Source organism: Streptomyces sp. BBFR25 (assembly GCF_044590125.1).
Lineage (GTDB): Bacteria > Actinomycetota > Actinomycetes > Streptomycetales > Streptomycetaceae > Streptomyces > Streptomyces canus_D.
The window spans coordinates 798,615-816,715 of the sequence record NZ_CP172447.1 but is presented as its reverse complement, the minus strand read 5'-3'; the positions used below and the strand labels follow the sequence as shown (position 1 = coordinate 816,715).

Sequence of the window (18,101 nt, the reverse complement as noted above, 5' to 3'; positions counted from 1 at the left end):
GTCATGACCACTCAAAGTCTCCCGGCCCGGACCGACGCCCCGGCCCGGACCCCTGCCGCGAAGGAGGGCGGCCGCGGTGGCCGCCGGCTGCTGCGCCAGCGCGCCGGCCGCCAGCACCACGCCGGCCCCCTGGCCTACGTACTGCTCGCCATCATGGCGATCCTGTCGATCTTCCCGCTGTACTGGACGATGGTGGCCGCGTCCACCGACAACACCCGGGTCAGCCAGACGCCGCCGCCGTTCCTGCCCGGCCCGAACCTGTTCAGCAACCTCGCCCGGGCCTGGGACGAGGCGGCGATGGGCAAGGCCATGGTCAACAGCCTCATCGTGGCCGGGGTGATCGCCCTGTCCACGGTGCTGTTCGCGACACTCGCCGGGTTCGCCTTCGCCAAGCTGCGGTTCAAGGGCCGCAACGCCCTGCTCATGCTGGTGATCGGGACCATGATGGTGCCGCCGCAGCTCGCCGTCGTGCCGCTGTTCATGATGATGGCCGACCTCGGCTGGTCGCAGCAGCTGCCCGCCGTCATCTTCCCGACGCTGGTGAGCGCGGTCGGCGTCTTCTTCATGCGGCAGTACCTGACCGAGGCGCTGCCGGACGAACTCGTCGAGGCCGGACGGGTGGACGGAGCGCACTCGCTGCGGATCTTCTTCAGCATCGTGCTGCCCATCGCGCGGCCCGCGATGGCCGTCCTGTTCATGATCACTTTCGTGCACGCGTGGAACGACTTCTTCTGGCCGTTCGTGGTCCTCGACATGACCAACCCGACGGTCCCCGTCGCGCTCACCCAGCTCAGCGCGGGCTACGTCCGCGACCAGTCGCTCATCATGGCCGGCGCGCTGCTCGGCACGCTGCCGCTGCTGGCGATGTTCGTCGTCTTCGGCCGCCAGATCGTCAGCGGCATCATGGCGGGCGCCGTCAAGGGCTGATCCGTCGCCCCCCGCCGTACCCAGCATCCCCACCCGAAAGGACTTACGTGGTCACCGCAGCACACCAGACCGCGTCCGCCCCGGACGCCGCCCGCACCTTCCCCAAGGGCTTCCTCTGGGGCTCCGCCACCGCTTCCTACCAGGTCGAGGGGGCCGCCGGGGAGGACGGCCGCACGCCGTCCATCTGGGACACCTACGCCCGCACCCCCGGCCGGGTCCGCAACGGCGACACCGGTGACATCGCCACCGACCACTACCACCGCCGCAGCGAGGACGTCGCCCTCATGGCCGAACTCGGCCTGGGCGCCTACCGCTTCTCCCTCGCCTGGCCCCGGATCCAGCCCACCGGCCGCGGCCCGGCCGTGCAGAAGGGCCTGGACTTCTACCGGCGCCTGGTGGACGAGCTGCTGGAGAAGGGCATCCAGCCCGTCGCCACTCTCTACCACTGGGACCTGCCCCAGGAACTGGAGGACGCGGGCGGCTGGCCCGAGCGTGCCACGGCCGAGCGGTTCGCCGAGTACGCGGCCTTCGCCGCCGACGCCCTCGGCGACCGGGTGAAGACCTGGACCACCCTCAACGAGCCCTGGTGCAGCGCCTTCCTCGGCTACGGCTCCGGCGTGCACGCGCCCGGCCGCACCGACCCGGTCGCCGCCCTGCGCGCCGCCCACCACCTCAACCTGGCGCACGGCCTGGCCGTCGAGGCACTGCGCGACCGCGTCCGCGCCGACGCCCAGGTCTCCGTCACCCTCAACATCCACCACGTCCGCCCGCTCACCGCGAGCGACGGCGACGCCGACGCGGTGCGCCGGATCGACGCGCTGGCCAACCGGGTCTTCACCGGTCCCATGCTGAACGGCGCCTACCCGGAGGACCTGCTCAAGGACACCGCCGAGCTGACCGACTGGTCCTTCGTCCAGGACGGCGACCTGCGCCAGGCCCACCAGCCGCTGGACTTCCTCGGCGTGAACTACTACACCCCCACCGTCGTCTCCGAGACCGACGGCAGCGCCGCGCACACCTCCGACGGGCACGGCAACAGCGCCCACAGCCCCTGGCCGGGGGCCGACCGGGTCGCCTTCCACCAGCCGCCCGGCGCCACCACCGCCATGGGCTGGGCCGTCGACCCCACCGGCCTGTACGACCTGCTGCGCCGGCTGTCCGCCGACTTCCCGCGGCTGCCGCTGGTCATCACCGAGAACGGCGCCGCCTTCGACGACTACGCCGACCCCGAGGGGCAGGTCAACGACCCCGCCCGGATCGCCTACGTCCGCGACCACCTGGCCGCCGTCCACCAGGCCATCCTGGACGGCTCGGACGTGCGCGGCTACTTCCTGTGGTCCCTGCTGGACAACTTCGAGTGGGCCCACGGCTACAGCAAGCGCTTCGGTGCCGTCTACGTCGACTACCCGACCGGCACCCGCATTCCCAAGGCGAGCGCCCGCTGGTACTCCGAGGTCGCCCGCACCGGCGTACTGCCCGGCGCCTGATCACGGGTCCGCCCCCGTCCTCCACCGCACCGGCGGGGGACGGGGGCGGACGTGTGCCCGCCGCCGGCTCAGTCGAGCGGGGCGAGCGTGAGCCGGGCCTCGGCCGGGTTGCCGTCGTGCACCAGCGACTCGTGGTTGCCGACGTCGTCGAAGGCGAACGCGTACGCCTTTCCGTCGGCCATGCGCTCGTGGATGATCCGGGCGTAGTGGTTGGTCACGGAGTCCCGGTAGAAGTTCGCCGCCGAGGGGTCGGGCTGGTTGGGGTTGCTCAGCAGCGTCGAGCGGTTGAAACCGGCGCACAGGGTGCGGGAGATCGGCCCGCGCACCTGGTCGTTGGGCGCGTCCAGGAGCCGGTGGCAGCCGAAGACGCTGGAGGCGTCCGGCTTCTGGAAGCTGGTGACGACCGCGCCGGAGGTGTTGGTGAAGTTCATGACGTTGCCCGACACGCGTCCGAAGTACTTGGTGTTCGGCTGGTCCCCGAAGGGCGTGACGGTGAGCGTGGTCGTCGTGTACTTCTGCCAGACCCGGTTGATGTAGTCGTCCATGACCGACGCGGGCAGCGCCCCGGTCTCCACCCCGTACAGCGGTGCCAGCGCCCGCAGTACGGTGCCGTCCGGCCGGGTCTGGATCAGCCCGCCCCAGCCCGGCTGGGCCCGCAGCGCGTCGAACACCCCGCGGTAGCCACCGGCCTTGAGCTGCCCGGCGCTGATCGCGCTGCCGTCGGCGCGCTGCACGCCGACCGTGTAGGGCGCGGAGAACATGTCGACCTGGGTGCTGTTCAGCCACAGCCCGCCGTCGTTGAGCGTGTACTCCGACCAGTTGAAGAGGGTGTTGCGGTTGGGGTCGCTCGGGTTCTGGACGGCGGGCTGGACCAGGCCGCCGGTGGTCAGCCGGAAGTCCAGCTTCTGGCCGTAGGAGAAGTAGATGCGTCCCGACAGCTTCGGGATCCGGATGGTCTTGGTCTGTCCCGCGGCCGGTCCGGCGATGGACGCGTCCGGTGCGGGAGTGGGGGGATTGCCCCCGGCGGGCCAGGCGTGGAAGGTGCCGTTCTCGTCCGCCCAGCCCTGCTGACCGGTCGTCAGCGAGGTGCCGAGGTTGTAGATGTGCACGGCGTCGCCGCGGGCGGAGTTGTTGGTGATCTTCAGGGGGATGGTGGCGGGCACCGCGGCGTCCGCGGGCGGTGCGGCGCCGAACGTGAGCAGGGCGCCGGTGAGGCCTGCGGCCGCGGCCACGGCGAGCAGACGGTGTCTGAGTCGGGAGAGCACTCTCCACCTCCGTGCGGGTGTGGGGGAATTGGTCCGTACCGATTCTGAGAGCGCTCTCAGCGTTGCGCTGGGGCGCGTTCATGTCAATGCATGCGGGGCAATGCGGCTCGCCCGGTCCGTGCCGCCCGAAGGCTTCGGCGGCCGTGGCGAAGGGCGTCGGTGCCGCGCAGCCCGGAGCCCCGGACGGGTTCGCGGCGAAGGCCGGCCCCGCGTCGCCCGGGGCGACGGCGCCGACGACGACCGGTCGGAGGGCGAAACCCAGGTCGCCCAGCATGTCGGTGGTGGCGCCGGACGGGGCCGGGCGGCGAGCGTCAGCTCGTCATGATGACCACCGCGACGTGGCGGACCCGGCCACCGCGTAGTGCCGGACTGCCTCCGCACCCCGCCGCTCCCCACCGGGCCACAGGCAGTCCAGGACCGAGGCGGACGGCGGGAAGAGCGCGGAGGGGACCGACTCGCGGGCGAACCACTCCCAGCGCTCGATCTTGTCGGGCTCGGTGACCCGGGGCGTACCGGCCGCCCGCTCGGTGACGGCCGCGGCGGTCACCCGGGTCAGCCCGCCCACGCCGTCGACGAGTACGGCCAGCACCCGCACGTTGGCGGGGGCCGCCACGAGCCCGGTCTCCTCCGCCAGTTCCCGGGCGGCGGCCGTCTCGAAGTCCTCGCCCGCGTCGACCTTGCCGCCGGGCATCTCCCAGCGTCCGTCGTGACCGAGTCCGAGCAGGACCCGGCCGGCGGGATCGAGGACGGCGAGGCCGACGCCGGTCAGGCTCTGGGCGGCGGGGCGGATGCGTTCGGGGCGTTCGGCGCGCGGTGCGGAGGAGTTCACCGGCTCATTCCACACCGTGCGGGGCCTCGGCGGCCAACGGGATTGTCCGGGCGGCGGCGTCGTGGAAGGCGCGGCGCAGGGCGACGATCCCGTCACCCGTCCTCGTCGGGTGCACCCGGTTGGTGAGCAGCACGGCGTAGCGCCGCGTGGCCGGGTCGACCCACAGGCTGGTGCCGGTGAAGCCGGTGTGGCCGTACGAGTCCGGGCCGAACACCTCCCCGGCGGGGGAGCCGACCGGATCGCGGCCCTGCCAGGCGAGAGCGCGCCGCAGCGCCAGGTGGTCCGTGTGGGCGGCCGTCATCAGGGCGAAGGTGTCGGGGCGCAGCAGGCCACGGCCGCCGGCGGCGAGGGCGGCGCCGAGCCGTTCCATGTCCGCGAGCGTGGAGAAGAGCCCCGCGTGGCCGCCGACCCCGCCGAGCACCACCGCGTTCTCGTCGTGGACCTCGCCCACGACCGGGCGGCGGCGCCAGGGGCAGTCCTCGGTCGCCACCGCCCGCGCCCGGCGTCCCGCGTCCGGGCGGAAGACGGTGTCCCGCAGGCCGAGCGGCGCGCACACCAGCCGCTCCACCAGCGCGTCCAGGGGCTCTCCGGCCGCCGCCTCGGCGATCAGGCCGAGGATGATGAAGCCCTGCGAGGAGTACTGGACGCGGGTGCCCGGCTGTGCGGTCAGCGGCAGCAGACGCACCGCCTCCAGCAGCGCCGCACGGGTGGGGTGGTCGCGGTACAGCGGCACCTGCCCCGGTATCCCCGAGGTGTGCGCGAGGAGTTGACGTACGGTCAGCTCCGCCTTGTCGCCGCCCCGGTAGTCCGGGAGGTACGCGCCGACGGTGTCGTCGAGGCCGAGCGCGCCGCGCTCGACGAGCGCCATGACCGCGAGTCCGGTGATCGGCTTGGTCACCGAGGCGAGGTCCCACACGTCGTCGCCGTCCAGCGCCGGTCCGTCCCAGCGGCGGGTGCCGGTCCAGCCCCGGTCCAGTGGTCCGTCCGGGCCTCCGACGGACCAGGCGGCGCCGGAGTAGATGCGCCGTTTCCGTCCGTCGGTGAGCAGTTCGGCCAGGGCGGTCATGCCTGCTCACCGCCCCTGGCCGGGTCCACCACGCCGAGTTGGGGGGTGCGCGCGCCGAGCCCGGCGGACACCGTGCGCGCGGCGGCCCGCACCATCGGGCCGAACACCTCCACACTGCCGGGGTCGAGGGTGAAGGTCAGTCCGGCGATGCCGATGGCACCCACGGCGCGGCCCTCCGCGTCCAGCACGGGTGCCGCCACCGACCGCACGTCCGGCTCGTCGTACTCGTCGTCCACGGCATAGCCGCACAGCGCCGCCCGCGCGAGCACCGCCCGCAGCGCGGCCGGGTCGGTGGGCGTGTTCGGCGTGCGTGCCTCCAGGTCCGGTGCGTCCAGGACCGTCGCGGCCTCCTCGGCGGGCAGCGCGGAGAGCATGGCGAGCCCCACGCCGCAGCTGTACAGCGGCGACCGGTGGCCGGGCCGGGTGCCCATCCGGTACTCGCGCGCCGGTTCTGATTGCTCCAGATACACGGCGTCGGAGGCGTGGCGCACCGCGTAGAAGGCGACGTGGCCGGTGCGCCGGCGCAGGTCGGCGAGGGCGGGCCTGGTCAGTTCCAGGACCCGGCTGTCGCTCAGGGCCGCCGCCGCGAGGCCCAGCAGCCGGGGTCCCGGACGGTAGCTGCCGCCCTCGGCGGGCTCGGCGAAGCCGTACTCCGCCATGGTCCGCAGATGCCGGTGGACGGTGGGCTTGGTCAGTCCTGTGCGGCGCGCGATCTCCCCCAACCGGTGGGGGCCACCGGGCTGGACGAGCGCATCGAGCACCTCCATCGCCTTGTCTACGGGGCCCTTCGCGAGTTCCTGGTCGACCGACCGGGTGTTGACCGCTTTCACCATGTCGCTTAGCTTAACCCAACCGCATTCCATCTGACGGAACGGAGGTGTTGTTCAATGGAACGAATTCTTCAGGGGCGCACGGTGGACCGCAGCCGTCCCAGCCGACGCCACGTCCTGCGGACCGGCGGTCTCCTGCTCGGAGCCCTCAGCGCTCCCGCGCTCCTGAGCGCGTGCGGCACGACGGCCGCCGCGGGCCGGGCCGGCAACGTCCTGCGGGTCTCCCAGCCGGGCGACCCGAAGACCCTGGACCCGCAGAAGCAGGGCGACATGGTGTCCATGAACGTCCTGGTCAACATGTTCGACACCCTCACCACCCGCGGCCGGGACAACCGGCTGCACCCGAGGCTCGCCCTGTCCTGGAAAGCCACCGACGCGCGCACCTGGCGCTTCACCCTCCGCCCCGGGGTGACCTTCCACAACGGCGAGGTGTGCGACGCGCGGGCCGTCGCCTTCAGCATCGAGCGACTGCTCGACCCCGCCACCAAGTCACCGATCGTCGAGCTGCGCTTCGTCAAGGGCGTCACCGTCGTCGACCGGCTCACCGTCGACCTGCACACCACCGTGCACGACCCCATCCTGCCCGCCAAACTCTCCCTGTTCGGCGGCGTCGTGGTACCGCCCCGCCACCTCGCCGAAGTGGGCGACGCGGCCTTCGCCGACCACCCCGTCGGCACCGGCCCCTTCACCTTCACCAGCTGGCAGCGCGACCACGAACTGCGGATGCGCGCCTACGCCGACCACTGGAACGGACGTCCGGCCGTCGACGGCCTCGTCTTCAGCCCCGCCCCCAACGCCTCGTCGTCCCTGGCCGCCCTGCAGAGCGGCGGCGTGGACCTCGTCGCCGGACTCACCCCGGACGCCGCCCAGCAACTCGACGGCTACGGCGGCATCACCATCGACGGCCACACCGGCATCCGCACCGCCTACCTGTCCCTGAACACCCTGGAACGCGGCCCGCTCCAGGACCGCCGGGTGCGCCAGGCGCTCAACCACGCGATCGACGTCCCGCTGCTCATCAAGGCCGTGCTCGGCGGCAAGGCCACCGAGACGCCCGCCCTCGTCCCGCGCGGCTCCTTCGGCTTCGACCCCACCGTCAAGCCCTTCACCCGCTCCGTCGACACCGCGCGGCGGCTGCTCGCCGAAGCCGGACACCCGCACGGTTTCTCCACCACGCTCACCGCCTCCAACGTCGACGCCAACGTCGCCGAGGCCCTCTCCGGACTCCTCGCCAGGGCCGGGGTGGACGCCCGCGTCAACCTGCTCGACCCCGGCACCTACTCCGCCCGCCTCACCTCCGACAACCGCGGCGCGCTCGGCCCGATCTACCTCGCGGCCAGCACCGTCTGGACGATGGACGGTGCCAGCATCGTCCAGTCCAACGTGCGCAGCGACCGCCGCCAGAGCCGCTGGCACTCCGCCGAGGCCGACCGCCTCATCGACGCCGAGGAACTCTCCGAGGACCCCGCGGAGCGCGAAGCGGCCTTCTCGGACCTGCAACGGCTGATGCGCCGGGAAGCACCCTTCGTCTTCCTCTACCAGATCGACAACATCTACGCCCGCAACGAACGGCCCCGCTGGACGCCGGGAGCCGCGGGCGTCCTCGCCATGGAGAGCGCGGAGGTGTCCCGATGAGCGCCCTCACCCTCGACAAGCCGCCCACCCGGGCGGACACGCCGACCCGCCGCACGGACCGGACGGGGCTGCTCCTCGGGGTGGCCAAGCGTCTGCTCACCGCCCTGTTCGTGCTGCTGTGCACGGCGACCGTCGCCTTCTTCCTCGTCCGCCTGTCCGGCGACCCGGTGAAGATCCTGCTGCCGCCGGACGCCACGGCCGAACAGGAGCAGGTGCTGCGCCACTCCCTGGGCCTGGACCAGTCGCTGTTCTCCCAGTACCTCGACTACCTCTGGGGACTGCTCCACCTCGACTTCGGCGACTCCCTCGTCTACGGCCAGCCCGTGAGCGAGATCCTCGCCGACCGGCTGCCGGCCACGATCGAACTGGCCGCCGCCGCCCTCGCCGTGACCCTCGTCATCGCGATCCCGGCGGGCATCGTCGCCGCCATGCGCCGCGGCCGGGGCACCGACAACACCGTGATGACCGGCGTCCTGCTCGGCCAGTCCACCCCGCCGTTCTGGGTCGGCATCCTGCTCATCCTCGTCTTCGCCGTCTGGCTGCGCGCCCTGCCCGCCTCCGGCTACGGCACCCTCGCCAACCTGGTCCTGCCCGCGGTCACCCTCGCCGTGTACTCCGTCGCCGTCGTCGCCCGCCTGCTGCGCTCCTCGCTGATCGACGTCCTGTCCTCCGACCACATCCGCAGCGCCCGCGCCAAGGGCTTCGGACCGCTGCAGGTGGTGGTCCGGCACGGACTGCGCAACGCCTCGCTGCCCGTGGTGACCGTCGTCGGCCTGGAGGTCGGCAACCTGCTCGGCGGCGCGATCCTCACCGAACGGGTCTTCTCCTGGCCCGGAGTGGGCCAGCTGACCGTCGAGGCGATCTCCAACCGCGACTTCCCGCTCGTCCAGGCCACCGTCCTGTTCTTCGCCGCGACCTTCGTCGTGGTGAACCTGCTCGTCGACCTCTCCTACAGCTTCCTCGACCCGAGGGTGAGGACGTCCCGATGACCGTCTTGTCACCGGCCGCGACCGACACGACCCCGCAGCACAAGCCGTCCGGCGGCTCGGGCTCCGGCTCCGTCGTCCTGCGCGGCCTGCTGCGCAACAAGCTCGCCGCAGTGGCCCTCGCCGTACTCGCCCTGCTGCTCGTCGCCGCCCTGTTCGCGCCCCTGCTCGCCCCCTACGACCCCAACACCCAGAACCTCCTGCTGCGGCTGCGGCCGCCCGCCTGGCAGGACGGCGGCAGCGGCGCCCACCTCCTCGGCACCGACCAGCTCGGCCGCGACATGCTCTCCCGCGTCGTCTACGGCACCCGGGTCTCCCTGCTCGTCGGCGCCGGCGCCGCACTGCTCGCCGGTGTCGTCGGCACCGTCGTGGGCCTCGCCTCCGGCTACTTCGGCGGCTGGGCCGACCGCACCCTCATGCGACTCGCCGACGTCCAACTCGCCTTCCCCTCGCTGCTGCTGGCCCTCGCCGTCGTCGGCTTCCTCGGCTCCGGCCTGTGGGTCGTGATCGTGGTGCTCGGCTTCACCGGCTGGGTCTCCTACGCCCGCGTCGTGCGCTCCGAGGTGATGTCGCTGCGCACCCGCGACTTCGTCACCGAGGCCCGCGCGATCGGCGTCACCGACGTCACCATCATGCGCCGCCACCTGCTGCCCAACGTGATGGCACCCCTGGCCACCATCGGCACCCTGCACGTCGCCGCCGCCATCGTCGCCGAGGCCTCCCTCAGCTACCTCGGCCTCGGCGTCCCCAAGGAGACGGTCACCTGGGGCGGCATGCTCTCCGACGGCCAGCTCTACCTGGGCACCTCCTGGTGGGTCGCCGTCTTCCCCGGCATCGCGCTGATGCTGACCTCCCTCGCCATCAACATCACCGGAGACGCCCTGCGGGACGTCGCGGACCCGAAGGCCTACCGCCGATGAGCAACGACCGACCGACCACCGGCCCCGACCGACCGACGGCCGACACACCCCGGCAGACCATGGAGCGGCCGCCGCTCCTGGAGATCGACGGCCTCAGCGTCGACTTCCGCCTGGAGGGGTCCGTCGTCCATGCCGTCCAGGACGTCCGCCTCGACGTCCGCGCCGGCGAGACCCTCGCCGTGGTGGGGGAGTCCGGCAGCGGCAAGAGCGCCACCGCGCTGTCCGTGCTGCGCCTCAACCCGAGCCCGCCGTGCCACTACGCGAGCGGCGAGATCCGCTTCGACGGGCGCGACCTGCTGCGCCTGTCCGAGAAGGAACTCGGCCGGGTCCGGGGCCGCGACATCGCCATGGTCTTCCAGGACCCGATGACCTGCCTCGACCCGCTCCAGCGCGTCGGCGCCCAGGTGGCCGAGGTGCTCAGGCACCACACCGGCATGTCCCGCGCCGAGGCCAAGGAGGCCGCGCTGGCCGCCCTCGACGAGGTCGGCATCCCCGACCCGGCCCTGCGCTACCGCCAGTACCCGCACGAACTCTCCGGCGGCCTGCGCCAGCGCGTGATGATCGCCACCGCGCTGGTGGCCCGGCCCCGCCTCCTCATCGCCGACGAGCCGACCACCGCCCTGGACGTCACCGTGCAGCGCCAGATCCTCGACCTCCTGGTCACCCTCCAGCACAAGCACGACATGGCCGTCGTACTGATCACCCACGACCTCGCGGTCGTCGCGGAGACCGCCGACCGCGTCGTGGTCATGAACAAGGGCAAGGTCGTCGAGACCGGCGACGTCCTCGACGTGTTCGACCGTCCGGCCGACGCCTACACCCGCAAGCTGCTGGCGGCCACCCCGCGACTGGAGGCGGCATGAGCACCGACACGACCGGGACCACCGGCACCACCGGGACCGGCCCCGCGACCGGCCGCCCGCTCCTCGAACTGTCCGGCCTGCGCAAGGAGTTCGGCGGCAGGCGCCCGAACGTCGCCGTCGACGACGTGTCGCTCGAAGTCCACGAGGGCGAGACCCTGGCCCTGGTCGGCGAGTCCGGCTGCGGCAAGACCACCCTCACCCGGCTGCTCCTCGGACTCCTCGAACCCACCGCCGGCGGCGTGCGCTTCGACGGCCGGGACCTCGCCGCCCTCACCGCGTCCGAACTGCGCGGCGTACGGCGCCAGATGCAGGTCGTCCTCCAGGACCCCTACTCCAGCATGAACCCCCGCATGCGCATCACCGACATCGTCGCCGAACCCCTGGTCACCCACGACCCCGAGGCACGCGGACGGCGCGCCCGGGCCCGCAACCGGGAACGGGTCGGGGAACTCCTGGAGTCCGTCGGCCTGGACGCCGGCATCCAGGACCGCTACCCGCACGAGTTCTCCGGCGGCCAGCGCCAGCGCGTCTCCATCGCCCGGGCCCTGGCGCTGCACCCCCGGCTGCTGGTGCTCGACGAGCCCACCAGCGCCCTGGACGTCTCCGTGCAGGCGACCGTCCTCGACCTCCTGGCGGACCTGCAACGGCGGCTGGGCCTCACCTACGTCTTCGTCTCGCACAACCTCGCCGTGGTGGCGCAGGTGGCCGACCGGGTCGCCGTGATGAGCCGCGGGAGCCTGGTCGAGGTCGGTGAGGCGGCGGCGGTCCTGCGCACCCCGCGGCACCCCTACACGCGGCAGCTGCTCGACGCCGTACCGGTCCTCGACCCGCGCCGGGGCCGCCGGGCCGCGGCACGCGCGTCCGCTCCTACGGACGAAGCGACGCACGAACCGACGGGGGCGGCGACGGACGAACCGACGGGCGAAGCGAGCCGATGACCCGCCCCACGCTAGAGGTGCGACAGCACCAGACCGGCCCCGCCCAGGAGCGCCACGTCGTCGACCGCGGCGGTGCCGACCAGCACCCTCGGCTGCTCCGCCCCCGCGAAGGCGACCGCGTCCCGCAGCCGTTCCTCCACCACGGTGCGGAAGCGCTCGCCGCCCTCCCGAGCCTCACCGTGCAGGATGAACAGGCCCGGCGCGAAGAGCTGCTGCACGTTCACCAGCCCCAGCGCCAGGTTGTGCGCGTACTCCTCCACCACCCGCCCGGCGAGCGCGTCCCCGCCACGCACCAGCTCGGCCAGCGACATCGCCTCCCCGAGCCCCGCGGCGCGTGCCCTGGACCGCAGCCAGCCGGTGGTGGCCAGGGTCTTCCAGCAACCCCGGTTCCCGCACGTGCAGCGCTCGCCGCTGGCCGACACCGTCATGTGCGCGCCGCTGCGTCCGCCGGGCGGCGCCATCACCTCGCCGTCGTAGAGGACACCCACCCCGAGCACCTCGCCGGTCGAGACCGAGGCGAAGGTGCGCCGCCCGCGGCCCGCGCCGAACCAGCGGTCGCCGAGCACCTGGAGCCGCGCCCGGTGCTCCAGGTACACCCCGGCCCCGGTGAGGGCGCCCAGCCGCTCCGTGACCGGATAGCCGTGCAGCGCCGGCACGTCGTTGACCTCCAGGATCAGCCCCGTGAGGGGGTCCACCAGCCCGGCGGCGGCCACCCCGATCCCCTGCACCTCCTGGGCCGCGAAGACACCGGCCGCCTGGGCCAGTGCCCCGTCGATGTCCGCGGGGGTCGCGGTGGCCGCGTCGTACGAGGACTCGGTGCGGTCGAGCACCCGCCCGGCCATGGACACCACAGCCGCCCTGACCCGGCCGGGCACCAGCTCGACGGCACCGAGCCGCCGCGATGCCGCGGGAGCGGCCGGTTGCTCCGCGGCATCCGGGACCAGTCGCAACGGAGAACTTTTGTGGACCATGCGCCGACTCTGCCATGGCCCCGTTTCGGAGAGGTAGCACCGTGAGCCAATCGAGACTGACCGAACTGACCTGGCGGGAGGTGCGCCGGGCCGGCGAGCAGGGCATCGCCCTGCTGCCCATCGGCTCGCAGGAGCAGCACGCCGGGCACCTGCCGATGGGCACCGACACCCTCCTGGTCGAGGAGGTCGTGGACCGGGCGCTGGCCCTCCTCGACCACGACGCACCTCCCGCACCCGAGGTGGTGCGGCTGCCCGCGCTGCCCTTCGGGCACAGCCCGCACCATCTGTTCGCGGCGGCCGTCTCGCTCTCCGCCGCGACCCTCGGCGCCGTACTCGACGACGTCCTCGACTCGCTCGTGACCAGCGGGTACCGACGCGTCATGGTCGTCAACGGCCACGGCGGCAACGACGAGATCATGCGGCTCGCCGTGAAGCGGTTCGCGCTGCGCGCCCGGGTCACGGTCGCGGCCTGCTCGTACTGGACCCTCACCGAGGGCGAGGAGGGGGCCGGACGGCCCGACGTCAGCCCGGGGCACGCCGGATGGTTCGAGACGTCCCTCATGCTGGCGGCCCGCCCGGAACTGGTGCGCACCCCCGTGCCCGCCCGCACCCCCGTCGAACCGCCCCCGCTGTTCGACCAGCCGCCCCACCCCGGCCTGACCGTCGAACGGCACGGCGAGTGGGAGCGGGTCGACGGCTCCACCGACGACGCCTCCGCCGCCGACGCCGACCGGGGCGGCCGGCTCCTGGACGACCGGGCGCGGGGACTGGCCCGTGCGATCCGGGCCTTCGATGCGGCGAGCCGGTGACCCCGATGATGCGAGGAGAAGCAATGAAGATCACCGACGTCGACGTGTGGGTCGTCAACCTCCCACTCGTCAACCCCTTCACCAGTTCCTTCGAGACCAAGACCGGGGAGACCCGCACCGTGGTGCGCGTGCGCACCGACGCGGGCGTCGAGGGCTGGGGCGAGACGATGTGGGGCGCGCCGGTCGCCGCGATCGTCCGCCGGATGGTCCCGGACCTGATAGGTACCAGCCCCTTCGCGCTGGAGGGCTTCCACCGCAAGCAGCACATGGTGCCCTTCTTCCACGGCTACCTCGGCTACGCGGCGATCGCCGCCGTCGACGTCGCCTGCTGGGACGCGATGGGCAAGGCCACCGGCCAGTCCGTCACCGACCTGCTGGGCGGCGCCGTCCGCGACGAGGTCCCGATCACCGCGCTGATCACCCGCGCCGACGCCCAGGGCGCGACCTCGGCGGACCTGCCCAAGGCCATGGCCGAGCACGCGGTCCGCGTCGTCGACGAAGGCGGATTCGACGCCGTCAAGCTCAAGGGCACCAGGGACTGCGCGGGCGACGTCGCCATCCTGCGCGCGGTCCGCGAGGCGCTGCCCGGCGTGAACCTGCGCGTCGACCCGAACGCGGCCTGGTCCGTCCCCGACTCGGTCCGCGCCGGCATCGCCCTGGAGGAACTCGACCTGGAGTACCTGGAGGACCCCTGCGTCGGCATCGAGGGCATGTCCCAGGTGAAGGCCAAGGTGCGCATCCCGCTGTGCACCAACATGTGCGTCGTCCGCTTCGAGGACTTCGCCCCGGCCATGCGGCTGAACGCGGTCGACGTCATCCACGGCGACGTCTACAAGTGGGGCGGCATCGCCGCGACCAAGGCCCTCGCCGCGCACTGCGAGACCTTCGGCCTGGGCATGAACCTGCACAGCGGCGGTGAACTCGGCATCGCCACCGCCGCGCACCTGGCCGTCGTGTCGAGCACCCCCGTCCTCTCGCGGGCCATCGACAGCATGTACTACCTGCACGCGGACGACATCATCGAGCCGCTGCACCTGGAGAACGGCCGGCTGCGGGTGCCGCCGGGGCCGGGCCTCGGCGTGAGCGTGGACGAGGACAAGCTCCGCCACTACGCGGGCGTCAACGAGCGGGACGGTGACCTGACCGGATGAGCGAGCCGACCGGCAAGCAGGTCGTGCACACGCCCGATGCTCCCCGTCCCGCGGGCGCCTACTCCCAGGGGGTGGTGGCCGGCGGGTTCCTGTTCACGGCCGGATTCGGCCCGCAGGACCCCGCCACCGGCGCCGTACCCGAGGGCGTCGCGGCACAGACGACACAGGTGCTGCGCAACGTGGCGGCGGTCCTCGCCGCGCGGGGTCTGTCCCTGCGGGACGTCGTGAAGGTCACGGCACACCTGCAACACCTACGGCGGGACTTCGCCGCGTACGACGCGGCCTACCGCGCGTTCTTCGAGGAATCCTGCCCGGTGCGCACCACGGTCGGGTCCGACCTGATGGACATCCTCGTGGAGATCGACGTGGTCGCCCTCCTGCCCGGCCCGGACCTGCCCGGGTGAACCGCTCGTGCTCGTCGGCCCCACGCGGGCCGGCGAGCCCGGCAGTCGTACGCTGAGCAGCACCGATCGAGACCGTGTGGGAGTCGAACGTCATGCCCCTGCTGGAGCCCAAGCCGGAAAGCCTCCGTCCCGGCACGGACCGCGTCGCGTCCGCCGACCGGGTGCCCGACGCCGGTGCCACGGGCACCCCCGAACCCCTGCGCGCCGGACTGACCGCGCTGCTGGGCCCGGACAAGGTCCTCTGGAAGATCTCCGACCTCGTGAAGTACGCCTCCGACGCCAGCCCCTACCGCTTCGTCCCGCAGGTCGTCGTCCTCCCCGAGACCGTCGACGACGTGGCCGCGGTGCTGGCGTACGCCCGCGACCACGGCCGCCAGGTCGTCTTCCGCGCCGCCGGCACCAGCCTGAACGGCCAGGCCCAGGGCGAGGACATCCTCGTCGACGTCCGCCGCCACTTCACCGGCATCGAGGTCCTGGACGACGGCGCGCGGGCCCGCATCCGCCCCGGCACCACGGTCATGCGGGCCAACGCGACCCTCGCCCGGTACGGCAGGATCCTGGGGCCCGACCCGGCCAGCGCCATCGCCTGCACCGTCGGCGGGGTCGTCGCCAACAACGCCTCCGGCATGACCGCGGGCACCACCCGCAACTCGTACCGCACGCTGGCCTCACTGACCTTCGTACTGCCGAGCGGCACCGTCGTCGACACCGCCGACCCGCACGCGGACGAGGCGCTGGCGCGGACCGAGCCGGAGCTGTGCGCGGGGCTGCTCGCGCTCAAGGCGGAGATCGAGGCGGACGAGACCCTCACCGCCCGCATCCGCGCCAAGTACGAGATCAAGAACACCAACGGCTACCGGCTCGACGCCTTCCTCGACGGCACCACCCCCGTCCAGATCCTGCGCGGGCTGATGGTCGGCTCCGAAGGCACCTTCGGGTTCCTCTCCGACGTCGTCTTCGACACCCTGCCGCTGGACCGTCGGGTCTCCAGCGGGCTGCTTTTCTTCCCCTCGCTGACCGCCGCCGCGGCGGCCGTACCCCTCTTCAACGAGGCCGGGGCGATCGCCGTCGAGCTGATGGACGGCAACACGCTGCGCGCCTCGGTGAGTGTGCGAGGCGTACCGGCCGACTGGGCCGGTCTGCCGCGGGAGACGGCGGCACTGCTGGTGGAGTTCCGGGCCCCCGACGAGGCGGGGCAGGAGGCATTCGAGCGGGCGGCGGCCGCGGTCGTCGAACGGCTGGAACTGGTCGCGCCGGTCGCCTCGGTGACCAACGGGTTCACCCGCGACGCCAAGGTGATCTCCGGCTACTGGAAGGCCCGCAAGGCCTTCGTCACCGCGGTCGGCGGCTCCCGCCCGGCGGGCACCACCCTGATCACGGAGGACTTCGCCGTCCCGCCGTCCCGGCTGGCCGACGCCTGCGAGGCTCTGCTCCAACTCCAGGCGGAGCACGGTTTCGACGCGGCCGTCGCCGGTCACGCCGCCCACGGCAACCTGCACTTCCTGCTCGCCTTCGACGCGTCGAAGCCCGCCGACGTGGACCGGTACGCCGCGTTCATGGACGCCTTCTGCCGGATGACCGTGGAACGGTTCGACGGCTCGCTGAAGGCGGAGCATGCCACCGGACGCAACATCGCCCCGTTCCTGGAGCTGGAATGGGGGCCCCGGGCCACCGAGTTGATGTGGCGCCTCAAACGGCTCATCGACCCGGAAGGCGTACTGGCGCCCCGGGTCGTCCTCGACCGCGACCCGAAAGCCCATCTGCGCGGTCTGAAGACGATCCCCGGCATCGAGCCGCTCGCCGACCCCTGCATCGAGTGCGGCTTCTGCGAACCCACCTGCCCCAGCCACGACCTGACGACCACTCCGCGCCAACGCATCGTGCTGCGCCGGGAGATGCTGCGGCAGCCGGACGGCTCACCCGTGGAGGAACAACTCCTCGCCTCCTACGGCTACGACGCCGTCGACACCTGCGCGGGCGACTCCACCTGCGCGATCGCCTGTCCGGTCGGCATCGACACCGGCGCCATGATGAAGGACTTCCGCCACCGCAGGCACTCGCCGCGCGAGGAGCGGATCGCCGCCCTCACCGCGAAGCGCTTCAGGGCGGTGGAGGCGTCGGCACGCCTCGCGGTCGGCGCGGCGGACCGGATCAGCGACCGGCTGCTGGAGGCCGCGACCGGCCTCGCCCGCAAGGCCGTACGCCCCGATCTGCTGCCCGAGTGGCTGCCGGAGATCCCGGGCGCCGCCGCCCGCACCGCACCGCCCACCTCCCGCACGGGAGCGAGCGCCGTCTACTACCCGGCCTGCGTCAACCGGATCTTCGCCGGGCCCGAGGGCGACGGCACCCCTTCGCTCCAGCAGGCCGTGGTCGACGTCTCGGCCCGCGCCGGCCGCCCGGTGTGGATCCCGGACGACGTCGCGGGCACCTGCTGCTCGACGATCTGGCACTCCAAGGGCTACGCGGACGGCAACACCGTGATGGCCAACCGCGTCGTCGAGGCCGCCTGGGCCTGGACCGACGGTGGCAGGATCCCCCTCGTCGTCGACGCCTCGTCCTGCACGCTCGGCATCCGGCACGAGGTCGTCCCCTACCTCACCCACGCCAACCGGGAACTGCACGAGCGCCTCGAGGTGATCGACTCCGTCGTCTGGGCCGCCGAGGAACTCCTGCCGCGGCTGACGATCCGCCGGACGACCGGTTCGGCGGTGCTGCACCCGACCTGCTCGATGCAGCACCTGGGCGACGTGGACCAACTGCGCGCGGTCGCCGACGCGGTCGCCGACGAGGTCGTCGTCCCGGACGACGCCGGATGCTGCGCCTTCGCGGGCGACCGCGGCATGCTGCACAAGGAGCTGACGGCCTCGGCGACGGCCAAGGAGGCCGCCGAGGTGACCTCGCGCCCCTACGACGCCCACCTGTCCGCCAACCGCATGTGCGAGATCGGCATGGACCGCGCGACCGGCCGCGCGTACTACTCGGTCCTCGTCGAACTGGACCGGGCCACCCGTCCCTGAGCC

At 72.8% G+C, this 18,101-nt stretch carries 16 protein-coding genes; 11 read left to right on the top strand and 5 right to left on the bottom strand.

The window, feature by feature from the left end; translation table 11 throughout:
- Window positions 1–3: 3 nt before the first annotated feature.
- Both ACGH52_RS03455 and ACGH52_RS03450 read left to right on the top strand, forming a co-directional pair.
- Window positions 4–927 carry a carbohydrate ABC transporter permease gene (locus ACGH52_RS03455; protein ID WP_076977850.1) on the top strand — a complete coding sequence of 308 codons (924 nt, stop codon included), beginning with the start codon at window positions 4–6 and terminating at the stop codon, window positions 925–927.
- 47 nt (window positions 928–974) lie between these two features.
- On the top strand, window positions 975–2,414 hold the full coding sequence (locus ACGH52_RS03450; RefSeq protein WP_076977851.1) for a GH1 family beta-glucosidase: 1,440 nt from the start codon (window positions 975–977) through the stop codon (window positions 2,412–2,414).
- Between the two features lie 68 nt (window positions 2,415–2,482).
- Here ACGH52_RS03450 and ACGH52_RS03445 read toward each other — a convergent pair whose 3' ends face one another.
- The 4 genes from ACGH52_RS03445 to ACGH52_RS03430 form a co-directional block, all read right to left on the bottom strand.
- A complete protein-coding gene (locus ACGH52_RS03445; protein WP_399937479.1) occupies window positions 2,483–3,679 on the bottom strand; it encodes a glycoside hydrolase family 64 protein in 1,197 nt (398 codons plus the stop codon).
- A 319-nt stretch (window positions 3,680–3,998) separates the two neighbouring features.
- Window positions 3,999–4,508 carry an NUDIX hydrolase gene (locus ACGH52_RS03440; protein WP_121701421.1) on the bottom strand — a complete coding sequence of 170 codons (510 nt, stop codon included), beginning with the start codon at window positions 4,506–4,508 and terminating at the stop codon, window positions 3,999–4,001.
- Between the two features lie 4 nt (window positions 4,509–4,512).
- Window positions 4,513–5,574 carry a serine hydrolase domain-containing protein gene (locus tag ACGH52_RS03435; protein WP_399937477.1) on the bottom strand — a complete coding sequence of 354 codons (1,062 nt, stop codon included), beginning with the start codon at window positions 5,572–5,574 and terminating at the stop codon, window positions 4,513–4,515.
- Window positions 5,571–6,407 (bottom strand): IclR family transcriptional regulator, encoded by an 837-nt coding sequence (locus tag ACGH52_RS03430; RefSeq protein WP_121701423.1) that lies wholly within the window; start codon window positions 6,405–6,407, stop codon window positions 5,571–5,573. The genes ACGH52_RS03435 and ACGH52_RS03430 overlap by 4 nt, the downstream gene beginning before the upstream one ends.
- A gap of 54 nt (window positions 6,408–6,461) precedes the next feature.
- Here ACGH52_RS03430 and ACGH52_RS03425 point away from each other — a divergent pair, with 54 nt between their 5' ends.
- From ACGH52_RS03425 to ACGH52_RS03405, 5 genes are read left to right on the top strand one after another with little or no spacing between them, the layout of a single operon-like run.
- Window positions 6,462–8,039, top strand: coding sequence for an ABC transporter substrate-binding protein (locus ACGH52_RS03425; protein WP_171987550.1), 1,578 nt, complete (start codon window positions 6,462–6,464; stop codon window positions 8,037–8,039).
- On the top strand, window positions 8,036–9,028 hold the full coding sequence (locus tag ACGH52_RS03420; protein WP_059298777.1) for an ABC transporter permease: 993 nt from the start codon (window positions 8,036–8,038) through the stop codon (window positions 9,026–9,028). The genes ACGH52_RS03425 and ACGH52_RS03420 overlap by 4 nt, the downstream gene beginning before the upstream one ends.
- Window positions 9,025–9,945, top strand: a complete 921-nt coding sequence (locus ACGH52_RS03415; protein ID WP_210975704.1) for an ABC transporter permease — start codon at window positions 9,025–9,027, stop codon at window positions 9,943–9,945. The genes ACGH52_RS03420 and ACGH52_RS03415 overlap by 4 nt, the downstream gene beginning before the upstream one ends.
- Window positions 9,942–10,808, top strand: coding sequence for an ABC transporter ATP-binding protein (locus tag ACGH52_RS03410; RefSeq protein WP_076977858.1), 867 nt, complete (start codon window positions 9,942–9,944; stop codon window positions 10,806–10,808). The genes ACGH52_RS03415 and ACGH52_RS03410 overlap by 4 nt, the downstream gene beginning before the upstream one ends.
- Complete coding sequence (locus ACGH52_RS03405; RefSeq protein WP_121701426.1) at window positions 10,805–11,746, top strand: ATP-binding cassette domain-containing protein; 942 nt, start codon at window positions 10,805–10,807, stop codon at window positions 11,744–11,746. Before ACGH52_RS03410 ends, ACGH52_RS03405 begins: the two co-directional genes overlap by 4 nt.
- Before the next feature lie 11 nt (window positions 11,747–11,757).
- On the opposite strand, the gene ACGH52_RS03400 is transcribed toward ACGH52_RS03405, so the two are convergent.
- The gene (locus tag ACGH52_RS03400) at window positions 11,758–12,717 is read right to left on the bottom strand and encodes an ROK family protein (RefSeq protein ID WP_399937470.1); all 960 of its coding nucleotides are present in this window, start codon (window positions 12,715–12,717) and stop codon (window positions 11,758–11,760) included.
- Window positions 12,718–12,758: 41 nt separating this feature from the next.
- On the opposite strand from ACGH52_RS03400, the gene ACGH52_RS03395 reads away from it, so the two are divergent.
- From ACGH52_RS03395 to ACGH52_RS03380, 4 genes are all read left to right on the top strand, one after another.
- Window positions 12,759–13,526: a creatininase family protein gene (locus ACGH52_RS03395; protein ID WP_399937469.1), complete on the top strand. Its 768-nt coding sequence runs from the start codon at window positions 12,759–12,761 to the stop codon at window positions 13,524–13,526.
- Between the two features lie 23 nt (window positions 13,527–13,549).
- On the top strand, window positions 13,550–14,677 hold the full coding sequence (locus tag ACGH52_RS03390; RefSeq protein WP_121700989.1) for a mandelate racemase/muconate lactonizing enzyme family protein: 1,128 nt from the start codon (window positions 13,550–13,552) through the stop codon (window positions 14,675–14,677).
- Window positions 14,674–15,081: a RidA family protein gene (locus tag ACGH52_RS03385; protein WP_121700990.1), complete on the top strand. Its 408-nt coding sequence runs from the start codon at window positions 14,674–14,676 to the stop codon at window positions 15,079–15,081. The genes ACGH52_RS03390 and ACGH52_RS03385 overlap by 4 nt, the downstream gene beginning before the upstream one ends.
- Window positions 15,082–15,173: 92 nt before the next feature.
- On the top strand, window positions 15,174–18,098 hold the full coding sequence (locus ACGH52_RS03380) for an FAD-binding and (Fe-S)-binding domain-containing protein (RefSeq protein WP_399937466.1): 2,925 nt from the start codon (window positions 15,174–15,176) through the stop codon (window positions 18,096–18,098).
- Window positions 18,099–18,101 lie beyond the last annotated feature (3 nt).

Bases quoted from the DNA above. Each gene is read 5' to 3' on its own strand.
- ACGH52_RS03455 (WP_076977850.1), top strand. From the start codon at position 4: ATGACCACTCAAAGTCTCCCGGCCCGGACCGACGCCCCGGCCCGGACC.
- ACGH52_RS03435 (WP_399937477.1), bottom strand. From the start codon at position 5,574: ATGACCGCCCTGGCCGAACTGCTCACCGACGGACGGAAACGGCGCATC.
- ACGH52_RS03430 (WP_121701423.1), bottom strand. From the start codon at position 6,407: ATGGTGAAAGCGGTCAACACCCGGTCGGTCGACCAGGAACTCGCGAAG.
- ACGH52_RS03425 (WP_171987550.1), top strand. From the start codon at position 6,462: ATGGAACGAATTCTTCAGGGGCGCACGGTGGACCGCAGCCGTCCCAGC.
- ACGH52_RS03420 (WP_059298777.1), top strand. From the start codon at position 8,036: ATGAGCGCCCTCACCCTCGACAAGCCGCCCACCCGGGCGGACACGCCG.
- ACGH52_RS03415 (WP_210975704.1), top strand. From the start codon at position 9,025: ATGACCGTCTTGTCACCGGCCGCGACCGACACGACCCCGCAGCACAAG.
- ACGH52_RS03410 (WP_076977858.1), top strand. From the start codon at position 9,942: ATGAGCAACGACCGACCGACCACCGGCCCCGACCGACCGACGGCCGAC.
- ACGH52_RS03405 (WP_121701426.1), top strand. From the start codon at position 10,805: ATGAGCACCGACACGACCGGGACCACCGGCACCACCGGGACCGGCCCC.
- ACGH52_RS03400 (WP_399937470.1), bottom strand. From the start codon at position 12,717: ATGGTCCACAAAAGTTCTCCGTTGCGACTGGTCCCGGATGCCGCGGAG.
- ACGH52_RS03390 (WP_121700989.1), top strand. From the start codon at position 13,550: ATGAAGATCACCGACGTCGACGTGTGGGTCGTCAACCTCCCACTCGTC.
- ACGH52_RS03385 (WP_121700990.1), top strand. From the start codon at position 14,674: ATGAGCGAGCCGACCGGCAAGCAGGTCGTGCACACGCCCGATGCTCCC.
- ACGH52_RS03380 (WP_399937466.1), top strand. From the start codon at position 15,174: ATGCCCCTGCTGGAGCCCAAGCCGGAAAGCCTCCGTCCCGGCACGGAC.